13 protein-coding genes and 1 riboswitch are annotated in these 18,164 nt (G+C 67.2%); of the genes, 6 read left to right on the top strand and 7 right to left on the bottom strand.

The features are described 5' to 3' along the window. Window positions 1–2,256, bottom strand: a complete 2,256-nt coding sequence (locus tag EQZ23_RS01000) for a TonB-dependent receptor (protein ID WP_240663322.1) — start codon at window positions 2,254–2,256, stop codon at window positions 1–3. 102 nt (window positions 2,257–2,358) lie between these two features. After that, window positions 2,359–2,468: riboswitch (TPP riboswitch) on the bottom strand. Window positions 2,469–2,615: 147 nt separating this feature from the next. Between EQZ23_RS01000 and EQZ23_RS00995 the strand changes: the two genes are divergently transcribed. Further along, window positions 2,616–3,341 carry a DUF6629 family protein gene (locus EQZ23_RS00995; protein ID WP_128452628.1) on the top strand — a complete coding sequence of 242 codons (726 nt, stop codon included), beginning with the start codon at window positions 2,616–2,618 and terminating at the stop codon, window positions 3,339–3,341. Window positions 3,342–3,420: 79 nt separating this feature from the next. Beyond that, window positions 3,421–5,616, top strand: a complete 2,196-nt coding sequence (locus tag EQZ23_RS00990) for a penicillin acylase family protein (RefSeq protein ID WP_128452627.1) — start codon at window positions 3,421–3,423, stop codon at window positions 5,614–5,616. Window positions 5,617–5,634: 18 nt separating this feature from the next. Here the strand turns inward: EQZ23_RS00990 and EQZ23_RS00985 are convergent, their stop codons facing one another. After that, window positions 5,635–5,970, bottom strand: a complete 336-nt coding sequence (locus EQZ23_RS00985; protein ID WP_128452626.1) for a hypothetical protein — start codon at window positions 5,968–5,970, stop codon at window positions 5,635–5,637. Between the two features lie 220 nt (window positions 5,971–6,190). On the opposite strand from EQZ23_RS00985, the gene EQZ23_RS00980 reads away from it, so the two are divergent. Then, on the top strand, window positions 6,191–6,646 hold the full coding sequence (locus EQZ23_RS00980) for a DUF3617 domain-containing protein (RefSeq protein ID WP_128452625.1): 456 nt from the start codon (window positions 6,191–6,193) through the stop codon (window positions 6,644–6,646). A 183-nt stretch (window positions 6,647–6,829) separates the two neighbouring features. After that, window positions 6,830–8,077 carry an FAD-dependent oxidoreductase gene (locus tag EQZ23_RS00975; protein WP_128452624.1) on the top strand — a complete coding sequence of 416 codons (1,248 nt, stop codon included), beginning with the start codon at window positions 6,830–6,832 and terminating at the stop codon, window positions 8,075–8,077. Window positions 8,078–8,168: 91 nt separating this feature from the next. Here the strand turns inward: EQZ23_RS00975 and EQZ23_RS00970 are convergent, their stop codons facing one another. The 4 genes from EQZ23_RS00970 to EQZ23_RS00955 are packed head-to-tail and all read right to left on the bottom strand — an operon-like array spanning window position 8,169 to window position 14,670. Next, a complete protein-coding gene (locus tag EQZ23_RS00970; protein ID WP_128452623.1) occupies window positions 8,169–8,798 on the bottom strand; it encodes a hypothetical protein in 630 nt (209 codons plus the stop codon). Between the two features lie 3 nt (window positions 8,799–8,801). Then, the gene (locus EQZ23_RS00965) at window positions 8,802–10,223 is read right to left on the bottom strand and encodes an efflux transporter outer membrane subunit (protein ID WP_128452622.1); all 1,422 of its coding nucleotides are present in this window, start codon (window positions 10,221–10,223) and stop codon (window positions 8,802–8,804) included. Next, the gene (locus tag EQZ23_RS00960; RefSeq protein ID WP_128452621.1) at window positions 10,220–13,411 is read right to left on the bottom strand and encodes a CusA/CzcA family heavy metal efflux RND transporter; all 3,192 of its coding nucleotides are present in this window, start codon (window positions 13,409–13,411) and stop codon (window positions 10,220–10,222) included. The genes EQZ23_RS00965 and EQZ23_RS00960 overlap by 4 nt, the downstream gene beginning before the upstream one ends. Beyond that, a complete protein-coding gene (locus EQZ23_RS00955; RefSeq protein ID WP_128452620.1) occupies window positions 13,408–14,670 on the bottom strand; it encodes an efflux RND transporter periplasmic adaptor subunit in 1,263 nt (420 codons plus the stop codon). The genes EQZ23_RS00960 and EQZ23_RS00955 overlap by 4 nt, the downstream gene beginning before the upstream one ends. Window positions 14,671–14,765: 95 nt before the next feature. Here EQZ23_RS00955 and EQZ23_RS00950 point away from each other — a divergent pair, with 95 nt between their 5' ends. Further along, on the top strand, window positions 14,766–15,440 hold the full coding sequence (locus EQZ23_RS00950) for a response regulator (protein ID WP_128452619.1): 675 nt from the start codon (window positions 14,766–14,768) through the stop codon (window positions 15,438–15,440). Continuing rightward, a complete protein-coding gene (locus EQZ23_RS00945) occupies window positions 15,437–16,759 on the top strand; it encodes an ATP-binding protein (protein WP_240663099.1) in 1,323 nt (440 codons plus the stop codon). The genes EQZ23_RS00950 and EQZ23_RS00945 overlap by 4 nt, the downstream gene beginning before the upstream one ends. A gap of 24 nt (window positions 16,760–16,783) precedes the next feature. On the opposite strand, the gene EQZ23_RS00940 is transcribed toward EQZ23_RS00945, so the two are convergent. Beyond that, complete coding sequence (locus tag EQZ23_RS00940) at window positions 16,784–17,974, bottom strand: acyl-CoA dehydrogenase family protein (RefSeq protein WP_128452618.1); 1,191 nt, start codon at window positions 17,972–17,974, stop codon at window positions 16,784–16,786. Window positions 17,975–18,164 lie beyond the last annotated feature (190 nt).

Below are 18,164 nucleotides of genomic sequence, written 5' to 3'. Positions count from 1 at the left end.
TCAGAACGCCCGCGAGACCGTCGCCATGACCGCCGCGCCGCTGCCGATATAATAGGCCGGCGGCGCGCCCACGATGACCGTGCCGTTGCGCCCGATCGTGTCCTGCGCGTTGGGGCTGACCGACTGGACGCCCGCGAGGACATGCGGATCGGTGACGTTGATCGCGTTGACGCGCAGATCGGTGCGTTTGCCGTCGAGCCAGTCGGCGAGGTGCATGCCGACCGACAGGTCGAGCGTCGCATAGCCCTTGATCGCCTCGTCGTTCATGAAGGTCGCATATTGCCGGCCGATATATTTCGACGCGACGCTGCCGAAGAACCGGCCGTCGTCATAGATTCCGCCGGCGCCGAACTGGACGGTCGGGCTGGACACCGCGCGCTTGCCCCTGGTCGGCAGGAAGTCCGCTCCGACGGGCAGGTCGTCGTCGATCCGCGCGCGCAGATATTCGCCCGAGAGGTACAGGCTGACGCCTGCCACCGGGCGGTAGTCGATCTCCGCATCGACGCCGTACGAGGTCTGTCCGCCGGCGTTGATCGTCGCGTTCACCTGCGCGCCGCCCTGATCGATCACCGTGGCGAGCTGGCGGTTGCGGAACTTGTAGTGGAAGCCCGTCACCGACGCCGAGAGCTGCTCGCCGATGAAGCGATAGCCGATCTCCTGCGAGACCGAATATTCGTTCTTGAGTGCGTTCGTCCCCCGCACGACCAACTCGCCGCCGAAATAGCTGTTGTAGAGCGTGAATTCGTTCGGCGTGCGGAAGTTGGTGGTGATGTTGGCGAACAGCTGCTGGCGATCGTCGAGCCGGTAGTGGATGGCGGCGCGTGGCAGCGCGGCGAAGCTGTCGTTGCGCACCTTGTCCTGCGGTCCTGGCAGATAGGTGCGGCCGTTGCGCAGGACGTTCACGCCCTTGAAACCGGCGTCGATCGTCAGCCGCGGCGTCAGCGCGATGCTGTCGGCAAGGAAGAAGCCCTTCGTCACGGTGACGGTGCGCTGGTTCTCATAGGCGAGCAGGCGGCCATCGGCGGTGCGGATCGCCTTGGCACGATACCCCCAGCGGTCGACCGGCTGCCCGTCGGCGTCGATCGAGGTGTAGGACTGCGTGACGCGGTCGGTGCCGTAGTCGAGCCAGAGCCCGGCGGTGACCGTGTGCACGCCAGCCTTGAGCGTCAGTTTGCTGACGTTGCCGACGCGCATCTGGTCGCCGGTATAATTGCCGAGCACGGTCGCGACGCCGTCGACCGCACCGGGCAGCGCGATCGGCTGGGCCAATTCCTCGGTCCCGAGGAAATTGCCGTCGGTGGTGAGCTGCGTCCCGTAGGGCGAGTTGCCGTAGCCGAACTGGAGATAGCTCGTGGTGTCGAGCGCGAGCCGGTCGTTCAGCACGATATGCACCGGCGCGGAGGCGTAGAGGTTGCGGAACGGCGCGCGGTACAGCCGCCAATAGTTGGTGTTCCCTGGCGTGTAGCGCTCGTCGAAATTGAAATCGCGACCCTGCGCGTTCCACTCGGCGAGCGTCGGGCTGGGGTAGCTCGACGAGTTCGCGTCATTGTACGACAGCGCGAGGCTGGCGCGGTTGCCGGCGCCCCATTCATTAAGGATCTTGGCGTCGATATGCTGGCGCGTATCGTAGCCGGCGCCGCGCCAATTGTCCGCGCGCGTGTTCGAATAGGAGAGGAAGGCCTTCAACCCGGTATTGCCGATCGTCCCGCTATCGATGCGGACGAACGCGCGCCGCGCCGCGTAGCTGCCGAGCGACAGGTCGACCAGCCCGCCGGGACGCGCCTTGGGATCGTCGAGCGCGAGCGACAACAGCCCGCCTGCCCCGCCGAGCGTGGGGGAATCGATATCGACCGAGCTTTGGGCGAGCGAGATGCGCTTGAGGTTCTCGGGATCGGCGAACTGCGAGGGATAGGCGTAATAATAGCCGATATCGTTCTGCGGCGCGCCTTCCATCAGCACGCCGATCTCGTCCTGGCCGAGACCGCGCAGCGTCAGGCTGGAGCTCGTCGACAGGCCGTACGGATCGCTCGACGCGACGTTGGCGCCGGGCAGCAGCGTCACCAGCTGGAACGCGTTGAGCGTCGGCGCCTGCTTGACGATGAAGTCGGCGGAGATCGCACTCTGCGCCCGCGGCACCTTCTGGTCGGGGAGCAGTCCGGCCGGATCCTGCTTGCCGACCACCCGGATCTCGGCGGGTTCGACGGGCTCGGATGCGACCTGTCCCCCGGCCGACGATGCGGCGAGGGTCGCCGACAGGGTCAGCGCGACCCGCCCCAACAGCCTGCGCTCGCGCCCGGCATTAGTCACACTCGAACCAGCACTGAAAAACGTCACGTCCACTCCAATCGGAGGGACGACGGGCCAGCCGCAGACCCTCCCTACGCCGGTATAAGCCGGATCAGGTTCAGCGGGTCATGGGCTGCAGCCCACCTCTCAGCCGCGCATCAGCGGCCCCCCGGGGATTTCCGTCGCTTAGGCGCTCGATCGGGTGTTGGAAAGCGTCATCGCCACAGACCCTTGGCGGATGTGAGAGCCGATACGGCCAAGCGGCGCTGGCTATGTGGCAGGAAACACGCCACGCCCTGACGAACCGCCAACAGCCTGGACGACCGCGCATGTGCTTTTCGGCGACCGCAAGCTTCGCTGCCTCCGGGGTACTCGCCACGATCGGCGTCGCCACCTTGCGGCATGTCCGCGAGCCACGCGCGCTGCTCTTCGCCTCCGTGCCACTGTTGTTCGCGGTTCACCAGTTCAGCGAAGGATTGGTATGGCTGGCCCTGCACGGCGAACTGGGCAAGGTCGCGCTCGATCACGCCGTGCTGCTGTTCACGGTCTACGCCCTCGGTATCCTGCCCGTGCTGATGCCGACCGCGGTGGCATTGATGGAACCGCCCGGCTGGCGCCGGACCGCGATCGTCGGCCTGACCATCACCGGCGCGCTCGTCTGCCTGTGGGACATTGCCGGGCTCGTGCTGTTTCCGACCCATGCCTTCATCGAACAGCACTCGATCGCGTATCTGAACGCGATGACGAGCAACATCGTGGTGTCGGTCTTCTACATCCTCGCGACCTGCGGCGCACTGCTGCTGTCGAGCCACCGCGTCGTCCGGACCTATGGCATCGTCAACGTGATCGGGCTGACGATCGTTCATCTGGTCAAAGGCTATGCGTTCGCCTCGGTCTGGTGCTTCTACGCCGCGATCCTCAGCGTGATTCTCTATTGGCAGTTCCACCGGCGGAAAATCGATATCAGCACCCCCAACGGCGCTTCCGTGGCAGAAAGACCGTTCCTGCTCATCTGGCTGAGGCCCACGCGGTCAAGAGCGACGTCGCACGCCTAAAATGGCGACGTCGTCGCGCGGATCGACCGTGCCGTGCCGACGCATGGTCTTTCGCCGTTTGTCGCCTTACGCTGTCTCCATGACCTCGGTTTTTCAACGCGCGCGCACTCCGGTGATCCTGTTGGCCCTGCTGGGCGCCCCCCTCACGGCCGCCCCCGGTACGCCGCCGACCGAGCGGACGCGGTGGCAGGCGCAAGCCGCCCGTGTCACCATCACGCGCGACGATTGGGGGATCCCCCATATCCAGGGGCGTTCGGATGCCGATGCGGTGTTCGGCCTGATCTATGCGCAGGCCGAGGACGATTTTCCGCGGATCGAGGCGAATTACCTGACCGCGCTGGGCCGTACCGCCGAAGCGGCGGGCGAGGACGCGATCTGGGCGGATCTGCGGCAACGGCTGTTCGCCGATCCGGTCGAACTCCAGGCGCAGTATGCGGCAAGCCCGGCGTGGCTGCGCACGCTGATGCAGGCCTGGGCGGACGGGCTGAACTATTATCTCGCGACGCATCCGCAGATCAGGCCCAAGGTGTTGACCCGGTTCGAGCCCTGGATGGCGCTGAGCTTCACCGAGGGCAGTATCGGCGGCGATATCGAGCGTATCTCGCTCAGCGACCTTAAGACGTTCTACGGACGCCCGACCCCGCCCACCCCCGAGGAGCGCGGCATGGTTCCGCGCGAACCGTCGGGCTCCAACGGCATCGCGATCGCGCCGAAGTTGACCGCGAACGGCCATGCGCTGCTGCTGATCAATCCACACACCAGCTTCTATTTCCGGTCCGAGGCGCAGATGACCAGCACCGAGGGACTGAACGCGTACGGCGCGAGCACCTGGGGACAGTTCTTCATCTATCAGGGCTTCAACGCGAAGGCCGGCTGGATGCATACCTCGTCGACGGTCGACAATGTCGACGAATTCGCCGAACGGATCGCGCGGCGCGGCGACGGCTATACCTATCGCTATGGCAAGATCAGCCGACCGGTCGCGACGAAAATCGTGACGCTACGGTACCGCAAGCCGGACGGTTCGACCGGCGACCGAAGCTTCACGACCTATCGCACGCATCACGGCCCGATCGTCGCCATGAAGGCGGGACGCTGGATCGCGACCGCATTGATGTGGAAACCCGTCCCCGCGCTCGAACAAAGCTATCTGCGGACCAAGGCGACCGATCTCGCACACTATCTGACGGTCGCCGAACGCAAGGCGAACTCCTCGAACGACACGCTGTTCGCCGACAGCAAGGGCGAGATCGCCTTCCTGATGCCGCAGTTCATGCCGGTGCGCGACGATCGCTTCGATTACACGCGTCCGGTCGACGGCAGCGACCCCGCGACTGACTGGCGCGGACTCCATACGCTGCCGAGCTTGCCGAGCGTGCTCAACCCGCGCACGGGCTGGGCGCACAACACCAACGACTGGCCATGGAGCGCCGCTGGCCCCGACAGCCCCAAGCCGGCGGACTATCCCCGCTACATGGATCAGGTCGGGGGCAATGCGCGTGGCGTGCATGCCGATCTATTGCTGACGGGCAAGTCCGGCTGGACGGCCGATACGCTGCGGGGGGCGGCGTTCGATCCGTATCTGCCCGCGTTCGCCCGATTGGTACCCGGACTGGTCGCCGCCTGGACTGCCCTCCCCGCCGCCGACCCGCGTCGCAAGGACCTGGAGGCGCCGATCGCGGTGCTCAAATCATGGGACTTCCGCTGGAGCTACACGTCCACCGCGACCAGCCTGGCGGTGTTCTGGGGCGATCACTTGTGGCGCGAGGTCGGCAGTTTCGCACAAGCCGAGCGGCTCAACGTCCCGGACTATATCGCCACGCGGGTCGGTCCCGATGCAAAGCTCGCCGCGTTGACGGCCGCCGTGGACCGGCTCCGCCGCGATTTTGGCGATTGGCGGACGCTCTGGCAGGACATCAACCGGTTCCAGCGGCTCGATGACGCGATCGCCCCGCATTTCGACGATGCCAAGGCCTCGATCCCGGTGCCGTTCACCTCGGCCCAATGGGGCAGCCTGGCGTCGTTCGGCGCAAAGCCCTGGCCGGGAACGAAGCGCTATTACGGCACCAGCGGCAACAGCTTCGTCGCGGTCGTGGAGTTCGGACCCCGGGTGAAGGCGTCCGCGATCATGGCCGGCGGGCAGAGTGGCGACATTGCCTCGCCCCACTTCGCCGACCAGGCACCGCGGTACGCACGCGGCGATCTACGCCCGGTGTATTTCCATCCCGACGAACTGAAGGGGCATGTAGAACGCCGCTACCGCCCCGGACAGTGATCGGAGGAACTGGTCAGTTCAGATACCCAGGTTGCGGCGCTTGAGTTCGCCGAGCAATGCCTCGGCCACGGTGTTGCCGACCTCGCCGCCCGATTGACGGTAGGCAGCGGACAGTTCCTCGTCCGACGCGCGCTGCAGCAGGCCGTTCACTTCCGCGCTGAAGCCGTCGACTTCTTCGGCCGCCGCATCCGCTGCGTCCTCGCTCGTCACGGCCGGTTCGTGGCCCGCTTCCGGCGCATGCGCCATCACGGCATCCTGCTTGAAGATATCGAACGCCTCGGCGGCCTCGTCGCGCTCCTCCAGCGCGATTTCGAGAAGGGTGAACAGGTCGAGCGACGGTGGGGTGTTTTCCATGACGCCACCCTAAGCGCTGGCAGGCGTTTCGTGCAAATCATTGCGGGCCGCAGCGCAAGGGGCCTGCCGACGCCCGTCAAGCCGGTACGCCGTCGACTGACCCGAACGACGACCTTCGCGCCATCAATCGCGTAAGTATCGACGATCGGGTACTTTTTCGTAGGTACGAGCGCCAGCGAACCCGGTTGCAACGCGCCCTAACCTGCGTCAGGGTGGAGGCATGCGCAAATATCTCGTTCCTGTTCTCCTCGTCCTTCCGGCCGCGGCCTCCGCCCAAAGCATCGCGCCGGGCCGTTGGGACATCGTCTCCACCGCGGTAGATCTTGTCATACCCGGCGCACCGGGCTTCCTGTTGAAGATGATGAAGGGCCGCTCCAAGACAGAGCACAAGTGCGTGACGCCCGTGTCGGCGGAGACCGGCGTCGCGGCGTTGCTGGTGCCCGACCCCAAGGCGCAATGTCGGGTAGACACCCTGCAGATCGCCGGCGGTCGCTACGCGCAGACGCTCACATGCCCACAGAAAAAGGGTGGGCCGATGAATATCACGCGCGCCGGCACCTATACCGTCAACGGACTCACCGGACGACTGAAGATGGCCGGACAAGCCCCCAAGGGTCCGCTAGCGATCACTATCGATCAGACCGCCAGGCATGTGGCAGGCGCCTGCCGCAAATAGTCTCGCCGTTCGGGACGCGACCTTGAACTGGCCGCCGATGATCGACAGCCGCCGCGCCTTCGGCAGAACGGGAGCGTGACGCGCGCGGACGTGCCGGATAGTATCGCCACCCAAGCGGGCGGTCCTCTCGGATCGACAGCCGCAGCAGCGATCTGCGCCGAGCGGCGTGGCGACGAGGTATCGATGACGCAGACGACTTCCTCTTTCGACGTTCTGATCGTCGGCGCGGGCCACGCCGGTGCGCAGGCCGCGGTCGCGCTGCGCCAACGCAAATTCGGCGGCACAGTCGCGCTGCTCGGCGACGAAGCCGACTATCCCTATGAACGACCGCCGTTGTCGAAGGAGTATCTGTCGGGGGACAAGCCGTTCGATCGCATCCTGATCCGTCCGCCCGCCTTTTGGGACGAGCGCGGGATCACGCTGCTGCCCGGACGTCGCGCCACCGGCGTCGATCCCGCCGCAAAGACCGTCACGCTCGGCGGCGGTTCGACGATCGGCTACGGATCGCTGGTCTGGGCCACGGGCGGAACGCCGCGACGGCTGTCTTGTACCGGGCATTCGTTGCGCGGTGTCCACGCGGTCCGCAATCGCGCGGACGTCGACCGGATGATCGCCGAATTGCCCGGCGTCTCCCGCGTGGTCGTGGTCGGCGGCGGCTATATCGGGCTCGAGGCGGCGGCCGTCCTCACCAAGCTCGGCAAGCACGTCACGGTCCTCGAAGCACTCGACCGGGTCCTGGCGCGCGTCGCCGGCGAACCTCTGTCGCGGTTCTTCGAAGCCGAGCACCGGGCGCACGGCGTGGATATCCGGCTAGAGGCCAAGGTCGCGTGCATCGAGGAACGCGACGGCGCGGCCAGTGGCGTGCGTCTTATCGACGGCGAGATACTGGCGTGCGAGATGGTGATCGTCGGCATCGGCATCGAACCTGCCGTCGCGCCGCTTCTCGCAGCAGGCGCCGAGGGTGAAAACGGCGTACTGGTCGACGCGTTCTGCCGCACCAGCCTGCCCGACGTCTTTGCGATCGGCGATTGCGCGGCGCACGCCAACGCGTTTGCGGGCGGCGCCGTCATCCGCCTGGAATCGGTCCAGAACGCGTCCGACCAGGCGAACGTCGCCGCGCGGGCGATTACCGGCGATCCGCAACCCTATCATGCCGTCCCCTGGTTCTGGTCCAACCAGTATGATCTGAAGCTGCAGACGGTCGGGCTTTCGACCGGTCACGACGCGGTGATCGTACGCGGTGATCCGGCGACCCGCGCCTTTGCGCTGATCTACTGCAAGGCGGGCCGCATCGTCGCACTCGACTGCGTCAACGCGACCCGAGACTATGTCCAGGGTCGGGCGCTGATCGGCCTGCTTGTGCCGACCGATCACGCCGATCTGGCATCGCCCACCATCCCCTTGAAGGAGACGGCTGCCCGGATGGCGTGAGCGCCGACCGACTGCCGCACGCCGCCAATGTCCGACGAGCGACGCGATCGGTTCGGTCGAGCGTCCTGCGCATCGTTACGCGCAGCCAGGCTTAGGCGGTCGCGATCCATATCCGGTCATGGCCGAGGTCGAAGATCACCCGCATGTCCTTGAACGCCGCGAGTCCGATCGACGGCGTGCCGCCGCGCACGACGACCGCGTTCTCGAGGGCCGAACGACCCAGCGCGACGGCGGTGGCGTTGGTCGGCGCGGTCACGTCGGTGGCGTGCGCGAGATCGAGTATCGCGGGCATCGGTGGTGCCGTGTCGAGCGTCAGCGGCACCGTCATCGTGCCGTCCGCCTGGTGCGTGACCGGAATCGCGCGCATGCCGCGTTCGGCGCGCGATGCCTCGTCAGGCAGCAACAGGCGAAGTTCATGGTGCCGGAAGTCGATCTCGATCGGGCTGGCGTCGAGGATATCCTGGCCGATGCGCAGGTCGGCACCCGGCGCGGGGGCGGGCTCGACGGCGGCGATCGGCGCGTAGAGATACGCCGCGCGAATGCCGATCTTGACCCGGTCGCGGTGTATGATCCGGTCGGCCAGCGTTGCGCCGATCGCCGAATGCGGCGCGCCTGGCACGATTGCGACAAGGGTGCGTGCGTTGTCGACCCTGCCGTGGAACAACAGCGTCGCCGCCATCAGGACGAACTTGCCGCTCGTCGCGCCGGTTATGCCACCCATCGATCACCCTCCCGAAACACCGCCACCCGCGGCCTGGAACAACGCCACCGTGTCGGACAGCCGCGCCGCCCGCGCCTGGACCGCCTGCGATCGCGCCTGCGCATCGGTCGCGGTCGCGTTGAGCAAGGCGGGCGTCCCGACATCGCCGAGCGCCAACTGACGCCGGACGAACCCCAGCGCGCGGCCCGACGCATCGGTCGCGCGGGTCGCGGCATCCAGCGCATCGGCGTCGGTCCGCAGGCCGGTCAGCGCATCGGATACGTCGCCAAACGCTTGCAGAACAGCGGCACGATATTGCGCCTTCGCCCCTTCGAGCGCGGATTCGGCGGCACGCTGCTGATGGCGGAGCGCACCGGCGTGAAAGATCGGCTGCGTAATCCCACCGATCAGCGCCCAGAACGGGTTGCCGCTCTTGACCATGTCGCCGAACCGTTCCGCGGTGCCGCCGGCCTCGCCGCTGAGCGTGATCGTCGGCAATCGCGCGGCGATCGCGGTGCCGACATCGGCCCCTGCCCCTTCGAGTTGCGCGCGCGCCGCCAGCACGTCCGGCCGGCGCGCGACGAGATCGGACGGGACCACCATTGGCAGATCGCGCGGCAAGCTCAGCGACGCGAGCGTCGGCAACGGCGGCAGGTTCGATCCCGCCGCCCGCCCGATCAGCGTCGCGATCACCACGCGCTGATGCGCCTCGGCACGCACCAGCGGCGGCAGTGCGCCCTCGGCAGTCGCCAGCGCAGCCTGTTGCGTCGCGACATCGGCAGCCCCGACCGCGCCGAGCTGCTGACGCTTGACGAGCGTCTGAAGGATGTCGCGGTTGACCGCGATCCCCGTCTGCGCGGCCGCGATCTGATCGGCGAGCGAGCCACGCTGGATCACTGCCTCGACCAGATTGGCGATCACCGTCGTCTGTGCCGCCGCCAATCGCTGCCGCTGCGTCTCGGTCGCCGCGCGCGCGGATCGGATCTTCGACTGCGTGCCGCCGAACAGGTCCGGATCGTAGCTCACCGTCACCTGCGCGGTGTGCAGCGTATAGAGTTGCTGGTTCTGGTCCGCGACCGCCGGCGACAGCGCGTTCGAGATTCGCGTGCGCTGCGCCTGATAGCCGGCGTCGACCTGCGGCAGCGCCGAACCCGCGGTCGCAGAACCCTGCTCGCGATATTGCCGCAAGGTCGCCTCGGCGACCGCGATATCGGTCGCATGCGCCTGCGCTTCGTCGACCAAAATGTCGAGTTGTGCGCTGCCGAAGCTGTGCCACCACGCGGCCGGCACGGTTGCGAGCGTGGTCGCCTGTGCCGCGCCGCTGGCTGGCGCGATGGTCTGCGGTGCAGGGACCGGCGGCAGGCTGGCATGCGCGTCGAGGTTTCGCGGGCCCATCGTGCAGGCGCCGGTGGTTCCCGCGAGCAGGAGGATGGCGAGACGCTTCATGCCTGGACTTCCATATGCGGGTGATGACCGACGTCACGCCCATGCGCGCCGCGATCCTCGGGCGGTACGCGCTTCGAGAAGCGATCGATCAGCACCGGCAGCACCAGCAGGATCAGGATCGGCGCGAGCGTCATGCCCCCGACCACCACCAGCGCGAGCGGCTTCTGCACCTGACTACCGATCCCGCTCGACAGCGCGGCGGGGAGCAGGCCGATCGCCGCCACCAGACAGGTCATCACCACCGGGCGCAGGCTGTGGCGGACCGTGGTCGCCAGCGCATGCTCGCGCGCGAGCCCCTCGTCGACCGCATGATTATACGTCGTGACCACCAGAATGCCGTCCATTACCGCGATCCCGAACAGCGCGACGAAGCCGATCGCCGACGAGATGCTGAACGCCGTGCCCGTCAGCGACAGCGCCAGCACGCCGCCGATGATCGCCATCGGGATCGCCGAGAATGCCAGCAGGCTGTCGCGGATCGAACCGAAATTGGCGTAGAGCAGCAGCAGGATCACCAGCAGGCTGATCGGCACCACCACCTCGAGCCGCGCGACCGCGTTGTTGAGGTTGTCGAGCTCGCCCGCCCATTCGAGATGATAGCCGGGCGACAGATGCACGGTCCGCGTGATCCGCGCCCGCGCCTCGTCGACCGCACCGCCCAGATCGCGACCGCGCACCGAGAACTTGATCGGGATATAGCGCTCCTGATGCTCGCGGTAGATGAACGACGCGCCGCTCGTCAGCTTCACGTCGGCGACCTCCGACAACGGCACCTGGATCGTGCTCGTGCCATCCGGCGATGGTGCGCCGACCGTGATCCGGCGGATCGCGTCGATCGTGTCGCGCTGTTCGGGTTTCAGCCGCACGACGATCGGGAAGTGCCGGTCGGTGCCCTTCTCGTACAGGTCGACGTTCGACTGCCCGCCGATCGCCGCGGCGACGGTCGCGTTGATGTCGTCGGGGGTCAGCCCGTAGCGCGACGCGCGCGCGCGATCGACGTCGATCCGCACGGTCGGCTGGCCGAGCGACTGGAACACGCCGAGATCCTCGATCCCGCGGACCTTGCCCATCTGCGCCTTGATCTGGTCGGCATATTTCTCGAGCGTCGCGAGATCGGGGCCGAACAGCTTGATCGAGTTCGCGCCCTTCACGCCCGACGCGGCCTCCTCGACATTGTCCTCGATGATCTGCGAGAACGAGAAGTCGACGCCGGGATATTTGGCCGATAGCCGTTTCGAGAGCTCGTCGGTCAGCGTCTCCTTCGTCACGCCGCTCGGCCAGGTGTCGAACGGCTTCAGGGGCACGAAATATTCGGCGTTGAAGAAGCCCGTCGAGTCCGTCCCGTCATCGGGGCGGCCATGCGCGGAGAGCACCGCCTGCACTTCGGGATATTGCATCAGGATGCGGCGGACGCCGTTGACGACCGGCTGCCCCGCCTCGAGGCTGACCGAGGCGGGCAGCGTCGCGCGGATATACATGTTGCCCTCTTCGAGATGCGGCAGGAACTCGATCCCGAGCGAGCGCACGCCGACCACTGCGAGCAGCATCAGCAACGCAGCGCCACCGATCGCGACGACCCGGTTGCCGAGTGCGAACGCGGCCGCCGGCTCGTAGGCGCTGCGCAGCTTGCCGACGATCCACGTCTCCACTTCGGAGAGCTTGTCAGGCAGCAGCAGCGTCGCCAGCACCGGCGCGACCGTGAAGGTCGCGATCAGCCCGCCGGTGATCGCATAGGCATAGGTCTTCGCCATCGGCCCGAAGATATGGCCCTCGACGCCGGTCAGCGTGAACAGCGGCAGGAAGCTGGCGATGATGATCGCGGCGGCAAAGAAGATCCCGCGGCTCACCTCGGAGCTGGCGCCGAGCACCGCCGAGAAGCGGTTTGCCAGCGTGTAGTGCCCCCCTCTTCCATCAAGGTGGCCGTTTTCGACGTGCGCGGATCGTTCGACCATGTGGCGGAAGATGTTCTCGACCATGATCACGCAGGCGTCGACCACGAGCCCGAAATCGAGCGCGCCGACCGAGAGCAGGTTCGCGCTCTCGCCCTGCAACACCAGGATCAGGATCGCGAAGGCGAGCGCGAACGGGATCGTCGCCGAGACGATGATCGCGCTGCGCAGATTGCCGAGGAAGATCCACTGGAGCGCGAAGATCAGCAGGATGCCGACCACCATGTTCTCGAGCACGGTGTGAATGGTCAGGTGGATCAGGTCCGAGCGATCGTACACGCGGTCGAGATGGACGCCCGGCGGCAGGATGCCCGACGCATTGATGTCGGCGACTTCCTTCTGCACCGCCAGGATCGTCGGCATCGATTGTGCGCCGCGCTGCATCAGGACGATGCCCTGGACGATGTCGTCCTGGTCGTCGTAGCCGGCGATGCCGAGCCGCGGCGCATTGCCGATGCGGACGTGCGCGACGTCCTTCAGCAATACCGGCTGGCCGCCGCCGGTGCCGACGAGCACGTTCTCGATGCCGCCGACCGACTGGATCAGGCCGATGCCGCGGACGATCGCCGCCTGCGCGCCGAAATTGATCGTCTGCCCGCCGACATTGCCGTCGCTCTTGCCGAGTGCGGCCAGTACCTGCGCGACGGTCACGTTGTGCGCAGCGAGCCGGTCGTTGTCGATCACGACGTCATAGGTGCGCAGCTTGCCGCCCCAACCGGTGACGTCGATCACGCCCGGAATCCGCTTGAACCGGCGCTGGAGGACCCAGTCCTGCAACGTCTTGAGATCCATCACCGAATAGCCCTTGGGCGCGGTGATCTTGTAGCGGTAGATCTCGCCGACCGGGCTGGTCGGGGACAGCGTCGGCTGTGCGCCACCCTGCAGCGGCGGAAGCTGCGACAGGCGGTTGATGACCTGTTGCTTGGCCGCATCGTTGGTCAGATCGTAGCTGAACTGGATCTTGATGTCCGACAGGCCGAACAGCGAGATTGCGCGGATCGCGGTCAGATGCGGGATGCCCGCCATGCCGACCTCGATCGGGATGGTGACGTTGCGCTCCATCTCCTCGGCGGACAGCCCGTGCGTCTGCGTGATGATCTCGACCATCGGCGGGACCGGATCGGGATAGGCCTCGATGTTGAGATTGTAGAAGCCGACGCCCCCCGCCACCAGCATGGCGACGAAGATGCCGACGATCAGCAGCCGCTGACGCAGCGCGAATTCGACGATCCGGTTCATTCGCCGAGACCCGCTTCGTTGACGAACAGCGCGCCCGCGGTGACGATCCGCTCGCCGGGTTTGAGGCCCGCGATGATCGAAACGTTGCCGTCCTGCTCCTCGCCCGCGGTCACGGTGCGCGCGACCAGCAACCCGTCGGGTCGCACCAGCCACACGCGCGCATCGTCGCCCTCGTGGATCACTGCGGCGGCGGGCACCAGCAGCGCGTCGCCCTCATGCGCACGTTCGATCGAGAAGCGCGCGAACATCTGCGGTTTCAGCGTGCCGTCCGGATTGGCGATCGTCGCACGCACCGGCAGGCGGTGGCTCTGTGGATCGAGCGCGGCGCCGACCAGATCGATCGTCGCGTGGAAGCTGCGCCCCGGCAGCGCGGGCGTCGTCACCGTCACGCTGTCGCCGCGATGCACCGCGCTCGCATCGCCCTCCGCGAGCTGCGCGATCAGCCAGACGCGCGACGGATCGGTGATCGTCATCACCGGCTTGTCGCCACCCTGCGACAGATACTGCCCCGCGGATACGTCGCGCGACGCGATCAGCCCGGAGATCGGCGCATGCAGCGTGGTCACGTCATGGATCCCTGCGACTTCGCCGACATTTTCCAGCCGCGCGATCTCGCCCTGCGACTTGCCGAGGATCGACAACTTGTCGCGCGCCGCGCCGAGCGACGCCTGCGCCGTGCGCGCGGTCGCCTGCGCGGCCGCCAGATCGGTCTTCGCCTGCTGGTAATCCTTCAGCGCACCGCCCGCGGTCTCGTAGATCAGCCGCTCGCGGTCCGCGGTTCGCTCGACGGTCGCAAGCTGTGCCTGCGCGTTCTGCGCGGCCGCGCGCGCCGCGAACAGCCCGCTGCGCGCATCGACGAAATCGCTCGTCTTGACGAGCAGCAGCGGCTGGCCCTGCGTCACGTGCTGCCCGGCATCCGCGAGCACCCGCACGACCTGCCCCGAATAGGGCATCAGCACCGGTGTGCTCCGGTCGCCATCGACCGTGATCGCGCCGCTTGCCAGCGTCCGCGCATCGGACGTGCCATAACCGACGCGCATCGTCGTCAGCCCGGCCATCTGGTCCTTCGAAGGCCTGAACGTACCCGGGGGTGTCACCGGAGCAGGTGGCGCCTCGTGATGCGTAAGCTTGCCGATCAACAGCACGAGCAGCACGACGGCGACGATCGCCCCTGCGGCGATCCCCAGCCAGCGCAATTGCGAGGCCCGCGACAGCGTGCGGGCCGGAGGAAGCGTATCGGGTGTCGTCGTCGCGTGCATAATCAGCCCCTTGGGGATTAGACTGGAGCCGATAGGATCGCTCGCTTACAGCGCGCTTACGGATGCTGCACCGCACCTAGACGAGGCGACGATCGATGCGGGTATTGCTGATCGAGGACGACCGCGAGCTGGCACAGGCGCTCATCGCAGCGCTGGCGCCGCGCGGCTTCGCGGTGGATCTCGCGCGCAGCGGCGACGAGGCGGACGCGTATCTCCAGCACGGCGATTACGCCGCGGTCCTGCTCGATCTCGGCCTGCCCGACGAGGATGGGCTGACGCTGCTGCGCCGCATCCGCGCACGCAGTGATACGCGCCCGGTACTGATCCTCACGGCACGCGGCACGATCGACGCACGGATCCGCGGTCTCAACGAAGGCGCCGACGATTACGTGGTAAAGCCGTTCGACGTCGACGAGCTCCACGCCCGCCCGCTCGCCGTCCTGCGCCGGCAGGGCGGCTATATCGGCCGGTCGCTGACGTGCGGGCGACTGAGCTTCGATCTCGAAACGCGGCTGGTGCGGGTCGCGGATGCGGCGATCGCGCTGTCGGTGCGCGAGACCGAACTGCTCGAACTACTGCTGCGGCGCGCCGGCAATGTCGTGCCGAAGCGGATCGCCGAGGATCATTTGTTCGGGCTCGGCGGCGAACTCGGCTCGAACGCGGTCGAGGTCTATGTCCACCGCCTGCGCAAGAAACTCGACGATGCGGACAGCGGCGCCCGGATCGAGACGGTGCGCGGACTCGGCTACATGATCGTCTGCAAGCCGTGATCGTCCGCCTGCCGCGATCCCTGCCCAGGTCGCTGTTGGGCCAGTTCGTCGCACTCCATGTCGTCACCGCGCTGGTCGCCTCGGTCGCGCTGTCGTTCGGCGTCGCGATGCTGCTGCACAGCACCGCCGACCATTATCAGCGAAGGTTGCTCCGCCAGCAGGCCGCCACCGTCGCGAGCGCCCTCCCCGCGTCCGCCCCGCTGCGCAGCGACGCGCTGACCGACGGCATGGCGATAGCGGTCGTCGACCGAAACCGCTTCGTCCTTATGGCAAGGGGGCCCGCCCGCCCGCACATCATTGCCGCGGCGCCGATGGATCGTAGCGCGCACTTCTTCCGGCGCGGGGTCATCGAAGCCTACAGCCTGCCGGCGCGAGGGGGCCGCTGGATCGTCGCGTCGCAGGACAGCGCGGCGCCCGAAGTCGTCACCGACGATATCGTCAGCGCGTTCCTCAAGCGGTTCGCGCTGCTCGTCCTGCCGATCGCTGCGCTCGTGCCGCTGATCGGCACGCTGCTCACGCGACGCCTCACCCGGCGGATGAAGGCGGTATCGGCGACGGCCGCCGCGATCGGCCCGCATTCGCTCGACACGCGGCTGCCGCGCGGGACGCTGCCGACCGAAGTCGAGCCGCTGGCCGTCGCGACCAACGAAGCGCTCGACCGGCTCGAGGAGGGCTTTCGTACGCAAGCCGCGTTCGCCGCGGACATCGCCCACGAACTGCGCACGCCGCTCGCGGTAATTCGCTTGCGCGCAGACGCGGTCGACGACGCGACGGTGAAGGCGGCACTGCTCGCATCGGTCGACCGCGCCGCCCGCGTGGTAACGCAACTGCTCGCGCTCGCCGATCTCGAACGACCGGTCGAGGAGGACGGCGAACCGCTGGACCTCGGCGCATTGGCCGCAACGGTGGTTGCCGGTCGCGCGCCGCCAATCATCACAGGCGGACGAACGATCGCGCTCGACGACCGATCGTCGGGCATCGGCATCACCGGCTATCCCGCCGCGATCATCCTCGCGCTGGAGAACCTGGTCGACAATGCCGTACGCCACACCCCTCCAGGCACCGCGATCGTCGTCCAGGTCGGACCGGGTCCCTGCATCGGCGTCACCGACAATGGCGACGGCGTCGCGCCGGACCAACTCACACGGCTGAAGGACCGCTTCTGGCGCGCCGACGGCTCCCGTTCCGAAGGCTCGGGGATCGGCCTGTCGATCGTCGACCGGGTCGCGCGCGCGCACCACGGTGTCCTCGACGTCGCGACCGGTCCCGGCGGCAGGGGGCTGCGTTTCACCATGACACTCGGTCCTAGCTCGTCCTGAACCAAGCCTTGGTCAAACCTGGACTTAGCAGTCCTGTGCCGCCTTCCAGTCGCGTTTGATCTTCTTGGCCAGGCTCCATTTATGGACTTCGGTCGGGCCGTCGTAGATGCGGAAGGCGCGTACCTCGCGGAATACCTGCTCGACGATCGTATCGCCGGTCACGCCCGTACCGCCCATCACTTGCACGCAGCGATCGGCGATCCGCATGAGCGCCTCCGACACCGCGACCTTCGCCATCGAACTTTCCGCGGTCCCGAGCGATCCGGTATCGAGCACGCCGGCGCACCAGTCGATCATCAGCTCGGCCTGGCGGAGGTCAATCATATTCTCGGCCAGCATGAAGCCGACGCCTTCGTGATCGATCAGCGGCTTGCCGAATGCGTGACGACGACAGGCATAGTCGGTGGCGATCTCGTTGGCGCGGATGCACGCCCCGAGCCAGCGCATGCAATGCGACAGTCGCGCCGGCGACAGCCGTACCTGGGCGTAGCGAAACCCCTCGTGAGGCGCGCCGAGGATCGCGTCTGCCGAAACCCGCAGACCGTCGATCGCGATCACCGCGTGACCGCCCGGCATCGAACTGTCGATCGTATCGAGCACGCGTTCGATGCGGATCGCTGGATCGGGCAGGTCGACCAGGAACATCGTCGCCGCGAGCTTACCGTCCCCCGCGTCGGTACGCGCCATGACGATGCCGACCCTGGCACCGTCCGCCCCGGTGATGAACGCCTTGCGCCCATCGATCACCCAGTGGTTGCCATCGAGCCGCGCGGTCGTCTGCATCATCGACGGATCGGAACCCGCGCCCCCGTCCGCCGCCGGCTCGGTCATGAAGAACGCCGACCGCGCATGGCCGGCGATCATCGGCGCCAGGAAACGCTCCTTCTGCGCCGTCGTGCCCGCCTTGCCGATCAGGTACATACTGCCCTCGTCGGGCGCCATCGTGTTGCAGGCCAGCGGACCGAGCGGCGACAGGCCCGAGCGGATCAGCACATACGCGGTCTCGGCCTGGGTCAGGTGCTCGCCGTCACCCAGGATGTGCGGCGTCAGCACGCCGGCCGTGCTGGCCAGACCGCGCATCTCATGGACGAGATCATCCGACGGACCATGCGGGCCACGCCGCGGGTCGCGCTCGAACGGTACGACGACATCGCGCACGAACCGCTCGACCCGATCCCCGATCGTTACCGCTCGTGCGGTTGGATCCTGACTCACGACAGCCCTCCATCGTGGTCGTGAGATACGTGCGCAAACGTGGCGGACAGGCAATTAGTCGGCATGGCGTCCAGCGAATCCTCTCTGGGCCCGATGCACCGTCATCGGCGTGCCCTCTCGTCACCTTCGCCACCGCATCAGCCACTGGCAAGTTCCGATCCATTCCGGGCTGGTCATATGCGCCTCGTAT

The sequence above is a fragment of the Sphingomonas sp. UV9 genome (assembly GCF_004101245.1).
In the GTDB taxonomy this organism is placed as follows: Bacteria; Pseudomonadota; Alphaproteobacteria; order Sphingomonadales; family Sphingomonadaceae; genus Sphingomonas.
Note: the sequence above shows the minus strand (reverse complement) of the source record. Positions and strands in the feature narration are given on the sequence as shown.